The sequence below is a fragment of the Achromobacter sp. genome (genome assembly GCF_036567245.1).
GTDB lineage: Bacteria > Pseudomonadota > Gammaproteobacteria > Burkholderiales > Burkholderiaceae_B > Achromobacter.
Window position 1 is genome coordinate 1 of the sequence record NZ_DATCUY010000397.1, and the last position, 10,196, is coordinate 10,196.

Genomic DNA, 10,196 nt, shown 5'->3' on the forward strand with positions numbered 1-10,196 from the left:
GCCACGCCCTGGCCGCGCGGCGCGGGCCGCTGACCATTGCCGACATCCTGCCGTATCCCTTCGCGTTGATGTCCGCGCCCTATGGGCTGCGCCAGGCGGTGGATCTGTTGGAATTCACCGAGCGCATCCATCTGACGCCCAGCCTCACCACCAATTCGCTGCGCGTGTTGAAGCAGTACGCGATGACGGGGGCGGGCGTGACGCTGATGCCCAACCTGGGTGTGCATCACGAACTGGCTAGCGGCGAACTGGTGGCGATTCCCATCGCGCATCCGATCCTGAGCGCGCCGGAATGCCAGGCGCTGTTGCGCCTGGGACGGCCGCTGTCTTCCGCCGCCAACGAGGTCATGCGCCGCATCGAGCAACGCCTGCCGGCCTTCTCGGGGGGCTGAGCGCCAGCGCATCCGGCCGAGCCCGCATACAATGGGCGCACTTTCGGAGGTATCACTATGTCGGTCATATCCGATATCAAAATACGCCCCCTGGAGCGTGGCGACCTGCACTTCGTGCACAAGATCAACAATAACGACGTCATCATGCGTTATTGGTTCGAAGAGCCCTACGAGGCCTACGACGAACTGGTTGCCCTGTATGACCGCCACTTGCATGACCAGAACGAGCGGCGTTTCATCATCGAGCACGACACCGGGCAGCCCGCCGGCCTGGTCGAGCTGGTGGAAATCGACTACATCCACCGCCGCGCCGAATTCCAGATCATCATCGCGCCCAGCTATCAGGGCCGGGGCTACGCCAAGGCGGCGACCCGCATCGCGGTGGGCTACGCTTTCCGCGTGCTGAACCTGCACAAGGTCTATCTGGTGGTGGACAAGGACAACACCGCTGCCGTGCACATCTACGAGCGCTGCGGCTTCCAGATCGAAGGCTTGCTGAAGGAAGAGTTCTTTTCCAACGGCGGCTACCGCGACGCCTACCGCATGGCCCTGCTGCAGCACGACCATTTGCGCGACGTCGGTCCCGGCGCCCCGGATGCGCCGGTGTTGCGCGACTGGCCACAGGAAGAACAGGCGGGCTGAAACCTGCTGTTGCCGGCGGCCATGCTCAGCATGCGCCGCCGGGGAGCCGGGCTGCCCCTTTGTGTCAATGGGCGGCCGGCGCCGCCCGCAACAGCCGCAGGCCGTTGGCCACCACCAGCAGGCTGGCTCCTACGTCGGCGAACACCGCCATCCATAGCGTGGCGTTGCCGGTCATGGCCAGGGCCAGGAACACGGCCTTGATGCCCAGCGCCAGCACGATGTTCTGCACCAGCACGCGGTGCGTGGCGTGCGACAGGCGCAGGAAGGTGCCGATCTTGCGCAGATCATCGTCCATCAGGGCCACGTCGGCCGTCTCGATGGCGGTGCCGGTGCCGGCCGCGCCCATGGCGAAGCCGATGTCGGCGCGGGCCAGGGCGGGGGCGTCGTTGATGCCATCGCCCACCATGCCGACACGGCCGCCGGACGCCAGCTTGCTCTCGATGGCGGCCAGCTTGTCTTCGGGCAACTGGTCGCCGCGGGCTTCGTCGATGCCGACTTGCTGCGCGATGGCCTGCGCCGTGGGGGTGTTGTCGCCCGTCAGCATCAGCGTGCGTACGCCCAGGGCGTGCAAGTCCGCGATGGCGGCGGCGCTGGTCGGCTTGACCGTGTCGGCCACGGCGGCCACGGCCAGCACGCGGCTGCCGTCGGTCAGCGCGATGGCGCTCTTGCCCTGGCGTTCCAGTTCATCCAGGCGCGCTTCCAGCTTGGGGCTGGATACGCCCAGTTCGCGCATCAGGCGGCGGTTGCCCAGCTGGAAGGTCACGCCGTCCAGCGTCGCGCTGACGCCGCGGCCGGGCAGGGCGGTGAAGTCCTGCACGTCCAGCAGGACCGTACCGGCTTCGCGCGCGGCATTGGCCACGGCCAAGGACACCGGGTGGTCGGAGCGTGCCGCCAGGCTGGCTGCGACCAGCGTGGCCGGCTGGCGGCTCTGGTCGGACAGGTCCCAATCCTGGATGTCGGTCTGCACCGGCTTGCCGTGGGTCAGCGTGCCGGTCTTGTCCAACGCCAGCCATTTCAGGTTGCGGCCTTCTTCGAGGTACACGCCGCCCTTGACGAGGATGCCGCGGCGCGAGGCTGCGGTCAGGCCGCTGACGATGCTGACCGGAGTCGAAATCACCAGCGCGCAGGGGCAGGCGATGATCAGCAACGCCAGGGCGCGGTAGATCGCGTCGAACCAGGGCTGGTCCCACAACAGGGGCGGCAGCACCGCCACCAGCAGCGCAATGCCGACCACCGCAGGCGTGTAGATGCGCGAGAAGCGGTCGATGAAGCGCTGGGTCGGTGCGCGCGCGCCTTGCGCCTGCTCGACAGCGTGGATGATGCGCGCCAGCGTGGTGTTGCCGGCCGCCGCGGTGACGCGGTATTCGAAGGAGCCGGCCGCGTTGACGGTGGCGGCGTAGACGGGGTCGTTCTGCGCCTTTTCCACGGGCAGGCTTTCGCCTGTGATGGGCGACTGGTCCACGGCCGAGCTGCCGCTGACGATGATGCCGTCGGCGGCGATGCGTTCACCAGGGCGCACGCGCACGATGTCGCCTACCTGCAGTTTGGCGGCGGGCACTTCCTGCCACTGTCCGTCGGCCTGGCGTACCGTGGCGGTTTCCGGCGCCAGGTCGAGCAGGCCGCGGATCGCGTTGCGCGCCCGGTCCAGGGAGCGGGCTTCGATCAACTCGGCCACGTTGAACAGGAACATCACCATGGCCGCCTCGGGCCATTGGCCGATCAGTACGGCGCCAGTGACGGCGATGCTCATCAGGGCATTGATGTTGAGGTTGCCGTTGCGCACGGCAATCCAGCCCTTGCGGTAGGTGGTGATGCCGCAGGCCAGGATGGCGGCCACGGCCAGGGCCGCGGTGACGCCCAGCGGCCAGCCGGCGAAGTGCGACAGTTCGGACAGCGCCGCCAGGACGCCCGCGCCGCCGATCATCCACCAGTTCACGGGTTTGGCGGCGGGGGCGGGTGTGCCGGGCGCGTTGTCGGCCAGCGGTTCCGGCGTCATGTCCAGCGATTTGATGGCGGCCATGACGCGGTCCAGCGCGCCTTCGGCGTGCACCACCGTCAGCACGCGCTGCATCAGGTTGAAGTCCAGCGCATGCACGTCGGCCATGTTGTCCAGCTTCTTGCGGATCAGCGTTTCCTCGGTAGGGCAGTCCATCTGGCCGATGCGCAGGCGCGCCAGCGACTGGCCCGGGCCGGCGCTAAGCGCGGCTGCGCCGGCGCCCGAGACGCTGAAGGGCTGGCCGTCGCCGTGGCCGCAGCAGGCGTCGTTGCCGTGATCGTGCTTCTGGCTGTGGTCATGCTTGTGATCGTGATCGTGGCCGGCGTGGTCGTGGCTGTGATCATGGCCCGCGTGGCTGTGACCGGCGTGACCGTGGTCTGTGTGGTCGTGCCCGGCATGGTCATGGCCGGCATGGGCTTGAGCGTTCTTGCCGGGGGCGTCGCATGCGTCATGCGTGCAGCCGCCGCCGCCTTGCCCGACGGGCATATGTTCGTGTTTTTTGACCGGAGGTAAAGACATCGTCCTCTGCCTTGAAATAAGCTGGTGACGCTATTCCACACCTTGGAGTTACTATAGGGTCAACCCCCTATATCAATCGGATGCGATCCGGGAGGCAGCGATGCGTATCGGCGAATTGGCCACGGCGGCCGGGACCACGGTCGAAACCGTCAGGTATTACGAGAAAGAAGGGCTGTTGCCGGCCCCGGAACGGGGACTGAACAACTACCGCAGCTATGGCCAGCCGCATCTGGAACGGTTGCGCCTGATCCGCAACTGCCGCGCGCTGGATATGACGCAGGACGAGATCCGCGCCATTTTGTCGCTGGCGGACAACCACCAAAGCGGGTGCGGCCCCATCAATGAACTGTTCGACGAGCATATCTCCCACGTGGACGAGCGCATCGCCGAACTGACCCAGCTCAAAACCCAACTGACCGAGCTGCGTCAGCGCTGCCTGTCGGCCCGGCCCGATGCGGAAGACTGCGGCATCCTGCATGGCCTGAGCGAAATGCAGGTGGAAGAGCGCCAGGAACGCCACACGCACCTGGGCTGAATTTCGCCCCCAGCGGGGCGAAGCCAGTGAGGGCAAGGCTGAAATCCTAGGGAAAACCCGTCGCGCAAAAAGCGCGGCGGTGTCTTGTTGCGACTGAAACCAGCATGTAAGATGTCCAACATCCAACAAATAAAGAAAAGGCAGCCGTGGTCCACGACCAACAGCGCCGAACAGAGAGGCAGACAAGCATGGATTCCAAGCCCTTGGGCCGATTTACCGTCCTGGACCTGACGCGGGTGCGGTCGGGACCCGCCGCCGTGCGCCAGTTCGCGGACTGGGGCGCCACCGTCATCAAGATCGAGGAGCCGAGCGACGAGCAGGACGACAAGCCGGGCGGCTCGGCCCAGTTCGCCGACTACCAGAACACCCACCGCAACAAGCGCAGCGTCACCCTGAACCTGAAGCATCCGCAGGGCCGGGCGTTGTTCCTGGACCTGGTGCGCCAGGCCGACGTGGTGGTGGAAAACTACCGGCCCAACGTCAAGTTCAAGCTGGGCATCGATTACGAGACGCTGCGCCAGGTGAATCCGCGCATCGTCTACGCCAGCGTCTCCGGCTTCGGCCAGGATGGTCCCTACGCCGGGCGGCCGGGACTGGACCAGATCGCGCAGGGCATAGGCGGGCTGATGTCGGTGACCGGCGAACCCGGCCGCGGCCCCATGCGGGCCGGGATTCCGGTGGCGGACCTGACCTCCGGCCTGTTCTGCGCCATCGGCATCTTCATCGCGCTGCTGGAGCGCGAGGTGTCGGGACAGGGGCAGTGGGTGCAGACCTCGCTGCTGCAATCGCAGGTCTGGATGATGGATTTCCAGGCGATGCGCTGGCTGATGAACGGCGAAGTGCCGGGCCAGAGCGGCAACGATCACCCCACCAGCAGCCCGACCGGCGTGTTCCCCACCAGCGATGGCTATATGAATATCGCGGCCATGGGCAACGATATCTACGCGCGCCTGTGCCGCGTGCTGGAACTGCCTGAACTGATCGAGGACGAGCGTTTCCTGACCGTGCCGCTGCGGGCGCGCAACCGTCCTGCACTGAACGCGGCCATCGGCGCGCGCACTGCCACCCGGCCCACCGCCGAATGGATTGCGCTGATGAACAAGGAGGGTGTGCCTTGCGGCCCGATCCTGGGCATGGACCAGACCTTCGAGGATCCGCAGGTGCAGCATCTGGGGCTGAGCCGCGAGATCCAGCATCCCTCGTTGGGGCCGATTTCGGTGGTGGGGCAGCCCATGATCCTGAGCCGCTCGGCGTCCGGAGAGATGGCGCCTGCGCCCGAACGCGGCCAGCACAACGGCGACGTCTATGGCGGCATGCTGGGCCTGGCGCAGGCCGACTTGCAGCAATTGGCCCGCGAGGGCGTCATCTGAGGGCCGCCGGCCCAGGCTCCAAGCATAATATCGCCGCCAAGGCCGCCCGCGTATCCGGCGGCCCAGACGGAGACAGCCCAGACATGAACGCACCATCCACCCCCGCCGACCAGGTCTTCACCAGCCTGGGACGCCCCGACAACCTGCCGGACGAGATCGCCTCGCAGATCCGCCAGAAGATCGTGGCGCGCGAATTCGAGCCAGGCCAGCGCCTGCCTACGGAATTCGAGCTGGCGCAGATGTTCGCCGTCAGCCGCAACGTGGTGCGCGAGGCGATCGCGCGGCTGAAGCTGTCGGGCTACGTCGACACGCGGCGCGGCGTGGGTTCCTTCGTGGCGCAGGACGTGGGCACGCGCAATTTCGAGATCGCGCCCGAAGACCTGCTGCAGCCCGAGCCGCTGCTGCACATATTCTGGCTGCGGGTGGAACTGGAATCCGGCGCGGCCGCACAGGCGGCGCTGCATCGCAGTGCAGAACAGATCGAAACCCTGCGCCAGGCTCTGCAACGGGTCGACGCCGCCGGCAACGACTGGCAGGCCGGCGCCGACCATGCGCTGGACTTCCACATGGCCGTGGGCGAGGCCACCAACAACCCTTACTTCGTACGCTTGCTGGCGCACCTGCGCCACGTGTTCCGCGGCGCCGTGCGCACGCTGCGCTACACCAGCGCCGGCACCGAGCGCGTGCCGGAAATCGAGCGCGAACACCACCGCATCTTCGACGCCATCGTGGCCGGCGACAGCGAGGCCGCGCGCCTTGCCATGCGCGTGCACCTGACCAATGGCATCCAACGGCACCAGACCGTCATACAAGGAAAGCAACCGTGAGCATCCAACGCATCCTGCAGGGCGACATCACCGACAACATCGTGGCCGAGAAGCGCGGCGCGATAGGTTGGCTGACCTTCAACGATCCGCAGCGGCACAACGCCGTATCGTTCGCCATGTGGGAGGCGGTGCCGGTGGTGCTCGAAGCCTTTCGCCAGGACCCGGAGATCCGCGCGGTGGTGCTGCAAGGCGCGGGCGGCAAGGCCTTTGTCAGCGGCGCGAACATCTCGCAGTTCGACACGCTGCGCAGCGGCGAAGACGCGGTGGTGGAATACGAGCGGGTGGCCGAAGCCGCGCAGTTGGCGCTGTACGACTACGACAAGCCCACGATCGCGTACATCCAGGGCTATTGCATCGGCGGCGGCCTCAATATCGCGCTGTGCTGCGACATCCGCATCGCCTCCGACAACAGCAGTTTCGCGATCCCCGCCGGCAAGCTGGGCCTGGGTTACCGCCTGACCGCGATCCGCAATCTGGTCACCGCGGTCGGCCCGGCCAACGCGCTGGAGATCTTCCTGACAGCGGCGCGCTACGACGCCCACCAGGCCAAGGAGCTGGGCTTGATCCGCAAGGTGGCGCCGGCGGAAGAACTGCCGCAGGTACTGGAGACCATGCTGACGCAGATCCAGGCCAACGCGCCGCTGACGCTGCGCGCGGGCAAGAAGATGATCCGCCAGCTCCAGCAACTGGGACCGGAGGTCGACGTGGAAGGCATGCGCCGGCTGGTGCTGGAGTGTTTCGAAAGCAATGACTACCGCGAGGGCCGCAAGGCGTTCGCGGAAAAGAGAGCGCCGGTGTTTACCGGCACCTGATCTCCGGCCGCGGGCCGGATTCCCTACGCGGCTTGCAGGTCCGCGCCGTCGCCGGCGCGGCCGGGGGAGGCTTGCGTCCGGGATCCGCGCGCGGACCGGATCAACCCGGCCACCGATCCCATTCCGGACGGCCAGGCCATAGACCGCGCAATAAGCGCGGCGACGAGGAGACAGACATGAAAGCGGTTCATCTGAGGGCAGGCCTGGCGGGGCTGGCGGTGTGGCTGTGCGCGGCGCCGCTGCACGCGCAGGGGGCGTATCCCAGCCAGCCGGTGCGCATCGTGGTGGGCTATGCCGCCGGCGGCACCACCGACATCCTGGCGCGCGCGCTGGGCGAGCAGTTGAGCAAGGAGCTCAAGCAGCCCGTCATCATCGAGAACAAGGCCGGCGCCGCCGGCAACATCGCCGCGGCCTCCGTGCAGCAGGCCGCGCCCGACGGCTACACCCTGTTCATGGCCACCGTGTCCAGCCATGGCATCAATCCGGTCGTGTACAAGAAGTCGCTGGGCTACGACCCGGTGGGCGGCTTCACGCCGGTCAGCATGATTGCCTCGATCCCGCTGGTGCTGGTTGCCAACCCCAAGCTGCCGGTGACGTCGGTGGCCGATCTGGTCAAGCTGGCGCGCGAGAAGCCGGGCGATCTGAACTATTCCTCCAGCGGCAACGGTTCGCCGGTGCACGTGGCCGGGGCCATGTTCGCCTCGGAGGCCAAGGTGCAGATCCAGCACGTGCCGTACCGGGGCGGCTCGCTGGCCAATTCCTCGGTCATGAGCGGCGAAACCCAGTTCAGTTTCGCCACCTTGCCCGCAGCCTTGCCACAAGTCCGCGCCGGCGCCCTGCGCGCCCTGGCCGTCACTACGCGCGACCGGTCGGCGGAACTGCCCGAGGTGCCCACGGTGGCCGAGGACCCCATGTTCAAGGGCTACGAGATCAACACGTGGAATGCGTTGATGGCGCCCAAGGGCACGCCGGAGGCAGTGGTGGAAGTGCTGAACAAGGCGGTGGCGCGTTCGTTGGCGGTACCCGCGCTGCAGACCCGCTTCAAGGGCGAAGGCGCGACGCCCGGCGCCAGCAGCCCGGCCGAGCTGGGCCAGTTCGTCAACGGTGAGCTGGCGCGCTGGGCGGGCGTCATCAAAGAGGTCGGCATCCAGATCGAATGACCTCTGACGGTCCGGGGGGATGACGGTCCGTGGCAGCGGAGTGGCGTAATATGAATTGTGTTTCTTTCTCATTGACGCCAGATCCGATGACCACTACCCAGACCGCCACCCCGCTGCATGCCTTGAATACGCGCCGTTCCTTCAAGTTCCTCCGCGCCCCGGCGCCCAAGCCCGAGGAACTCGAACAGATCCTGCAGGCGGCCATGTCGGCGCCCGATCATGGCGCCTTGCGTCCGTGGCGTTTCGTGGTGATCCAGGGCGAGGCCATCGGCAAGCTGGCCGATCTGGCGCTGAACGCCGTCAAGCGCAGCGGCGATCCGCGCATGACGCCCGAAAAGGAAAAGTCGGTGCGCGAGTGGATGGCGGGCGTGCCGCTGTTCATCGCAGTGGCGCAGAAGATCGCGCACGACAACACCAAGATCCCGGAACAGGAACAGCTGCTGGCCACTGGCGCCGCCACCATGAACCTGCTGAACGCCGTGCACATGCTGGGCTACGGCGCGTTCTGGAGCACGGGCATCGGCACCTACGTGGAAGATGTGCAGAACGCGCTGGGCCTGGATGCGCTGGACTACCGCTTCCTGGGCTTCCTGGCCATCGGCACCCCGGCTTGCGCCGTGCCGCCCGCCAACCGCCCGGACTACCGCGAGTTCGTCACGGAGTGGACCGGTCCGGTCTGAGTCCGCGGACCTCGCTGCTCCATACGAAAAACCGGCCATAGGCCGGTTTTTTCATGGGGCGTTTGCCTAGCGTCGGCCCGCGATCGGCCGGAACGCCACGCGCACGAGTCGCTCCAGGCACCACCCCGAGAAGTAGAAGAGGGCCAGCGTGGGCAGTCCGATCAGCAGATAGCCGCCGACCCACGACAGCTCGCCCAGCAGGCGGTCCAGGTTCAATTCATGCAGCAGCGCCAGTTGCAGCGCCAGCGGCAATTGCAGCAATACGAACCGTCCTTTGTCGTCGCCGTCGGCCGAGAGCGCGCCGGCGACGCAGAGGATGACAATGGCGAGGTAAAGCGCGGCGAACACGATGCCGGTCCAGCTGAACCATTTGGAGGCGGTCAATCCGGGCACGTCGGTTTCCAGGGAATCAGGGTCAGGAAGTATAGAGCGCGCTGCGTCCTGCCCGGGCAGCTGCCGCCGGCCGCTATCGCAAGCCGCGCTTGCGCCGTCGGAAATAAATGACAATAATTCTTATTTTTGATTGGCCCGCCCTGGCGTTTTCTTCCATGTCCCATCCTGCGCAGCCGATGCCGCCCTCCGCCGCCCAGTTGTACGAGGCCCATCATCCATGGTTGCAGGAATGGCTGCGTCGCCGGCTCGGTTGCCGCCACGATGCGGCCGACCTGGCGCACGATACCTTCGTGCGGGTGCTGGCGGGCCGCCAGTCCGAAGCGATCCGGGAACCGCGCGCCTTCCTGACCACGCTGGCCCAGCGCACGCTGTACACCTTTTGGCGCCGCCGCGAACTCGAGCGGGCCTATCTCGACACGCTCGAATCGCTGCCGCTGGCGTACGCTCCCAGTGAAGAGCAACGCGCGCTGGCGATCGAGGCCCTGGTACAGATCGACCGCGCCTTGCAGCGCCTGCCGGCGCGGGCGCGCCAGGTATTCCTGCTGAGCCAATTGGACGAACTGACGTACCCGCAGATCGCCGAGCGCCTTGGCGTGTCGGCCATCACCGTCCGGCGCTGCATGAAACAGGCCATCACGCTGTGCGTGGCGGCGCGCCTGGCGGCATGAGCGGGCCGACGCTGCCTGCGGACCTCGAGGCCGCGGTCGACTGGATGGTAGTGCTGTCATCGGGCGTGGCCGGTGACGCCGAGCGGGTTCGCTTCGACGCCTGGCGGCGCGCTGATCCACGCCACGCCGCCGCCTGGGAGATGGTCGCGGAGGCGTTGAAAAGCACGTTCGCGCCCTTGCCTGACGGCATCCCGGCACGGGC

The 10,196-nt window shown here is 67.0% G+C and carries 12 protein-coding genes; 10 read left to right on the forward strand and 2 right to left on the reverse strand.

Annotation, left to right across the window (positions count from 1 at the left end):
- Window positions 1-392 (forward strand): LysR substrate-binding domain-containing protein (locus VIR09_RS16805; protein WP_332013902.1); only part of this gene is annotated, 392 nt, incomplete at its 5' end.
- A 57-nt stretch (window positions 393-449) separates the two neighbouring features.
- The gene (gene speG, locus VIR09_RS16810) at window positions 450-1,034 is read left to right on the forward strand and encodes a spermidine N1-acetyltransferase (RefSeq protein WP_332013903.1); all 585 of its coding nucleotides are present in this window, start codon (window positions 450-452) and stop codon (window positions 1,032-1,034) included.
- A 64-nt stretch (window positions 1,035-1,098) separates the two neighbouring features.
- On the opposite strand, the gene VIR09_RS16815 is transcribed toward speG, so the two are convergent.
- Window positions 1,099-3,516, reverse strand: a complete 2,418-nt coding sequence (locus VIR09_RS16815) for a heavy metal translocating P-type ATPase (RefSeq protein ID WP_414639439.1) — start codon at window positions 3,514-3,516, stop codon at window positions 1,099-1,101.
- A gap of 133 nt (window positions 3,517-3,649) precedes the next feature.
- On the opposite strand from VIR09_RS16815, the gene cadR reads away from it, so the two are divergent.
- The 6 genes from cadR to VIR09_RS16845 all read left to right on the forward strand — a co-directional run bounded on the left by cadR (window position 3,650) and on the right by VIR09_RS16845 (window position 8,933).
- Entirely contained in the window at window positions 3,650-4,084 is a 435-nt protein-coding gene (gene cadR / locus VIR09_RS16820) for a Cd(II)/Pb(II)-responsive transcriptional regulator (RefSeq protein ID WP_332013904.1), read from the forward strand.
- Between the two features lie 188 nt (window positions 4,085-4,272).
- Window positions 4,273-5,454 carry a CoA transferase gene (locus tag VIR09_RS16825; RefSeq protein WP_332013905.1) on the forward strand — a complete coding sequence of 394 codons (1,182 nt, stop codon included), beginning with the start codon at window positions 4,273-4,275 and terminating at the stop codon, window positions 5,452-5,454.
- Window positions 5,455-5,537: 83 nt separating this feature from the next.
- Entirely contained in the window at window positions 5,538-6,281 is a 744-nt protein-coding gene (locus VIR09_RS16830) for a FadR/GntR family transcriptional regulator (RefSeq protein ID WP_332013906.1), read from the forward strand.
- Window positions 6,278-7,093: an enoyl-CoA hydratase gene (locus VIR09_RS16835; RefSeq protein ID WP_332013907.1), complete on the forward strand. Its 816-nt coding sequence runs from the start codon at window positions 6,278-6,280 to the stop codon at window positions 7,091-7,093. The genes VIR09_RS16830 and VIR09_RS16835 overlap by 4 nt, the downstream gene beginning before the upstream one ends.
- Before the next feature lie 176 nt (window positions 7,094-7,269).
- On the forward strand, window positions 7,270-8,253 hold the full coding sequence (locus tag VIR09_RS16840; protein WP_332013908.1) for a tripartite tricarboxylate transporter substrate binding protein: 984 nt from the start codon (window positions 7,270-7,272) through the stop codon (window positions 8,251-8,253).
- 86 nt (window positions 8,254-8,339) lie between these two features.
- The gene (locus VIR09_RS16845; RefSeq protein ID WP_332013909.1) at window positions 8,340-8,933 is read left to right on the forward strand and encodes a nitroreductase; all 594 of its coding nucleotides are present in this window, start codon (window positions 8,340-8,342) and stop codon (window positions 8,931-8,933) included.
- 66 nt (window positions 8,934-8,999) lie between these two features.
- On the opposite strand, the gene VIR09_RS16850 is transcribed toward VIR09_RS16845, so the two are convergent.
- Window positions 9,000-9,326 (reverse strand): hypothetical protein, encoded by a 327-nt coding sequence (locus VIR09_RS16850; protein WP_332013910.1) that lies wholly within the window; start codon window positions 9,324-9,326, stop codon window positions 9,000-9,002.
- 155 nt (window positions 9,327-9,481) lie between these two features.
- Here VIR09_RS16850 and VIR09_RS16855 point away from each other — a divergent pair, with 155 nt between their 5' ends.
- Complete coding sequence (locus VIR09_RS16855) at window positions 9,482-9,994, forward strand: sigma-70 family RNA polymerase sigma factor (RefSeq protein ID WP_332013911.1); 513 nt, start codon at window positions 9,482-9,484, stop codon at window positions 9,992-9,994.
- Window positions 9,991-10,196, forward strand: a 206-nt coding sequence (locus tag VIR09_RS16860) for a FecR/PupR family sigma factor regulator (protein ID WP_332013912.1), incomplete at its 3' end; no start/stop codon positions are given. The genes VIR09_RS16855 and VIR09_RS16860, both read left to right, overlap by 4 nt.

Coding starts and splice junctions, on each gene's coding strand:
- speG (WP_332013903.1), top strand. CDS start 450: ATGTCGGTCATATCCGATATCAAAATACGCCCCCTGGAGCGTGGCGAC.
- VIR09_RS16815 (WP_414639439.1), bottom strand. CDS start 3,516: ATGCCCGTCGGGCAAGGCGGCGGCGGCTGCACGCATGACGCATGCGAC.
- cadR (WP_332013904.1), top strand. CDS start 3,650: ATGCGTATCGGCGAATTGGCCACGGCGGCCGGGACCACGGTCGAAACC.
- VIR09_RS16825 (WP_332013905.1), top strand. CDS start 4,273: ATGGATTCCAAGCCCTTGGGCCGATTTACCGTCCTGGACCTGACGCGG.
- VIR09_RS16830 (WP_332013906.1), top strand. CDS start 5,538: ATGAACGCACCATCCACCCCCGCCGACCAGGTCTTCACCAGCCTGGGA.
- VIR09_RS16840 (WP_332013908.1), top strand. CDS start 7,270: ATGAAAGCGGTTCATCTGAGGGCAGGCCTGGCGGGGCTGGCGGTGTGG.
- VIR09_RS16845 (WP_332013909.1), top strand. CDS start 8,340: ATGACCACTACCCAGACCGCCACCCCGCTGCATGCCTTGAATACGCGC.
- VIR09_RS16855 (WP_332013911.1), top strand. CDS start 9,482: ATGTCCCATCCTGCGCAGCCGATGCCGCCCTCCGCCGCCCAGTTGTAC.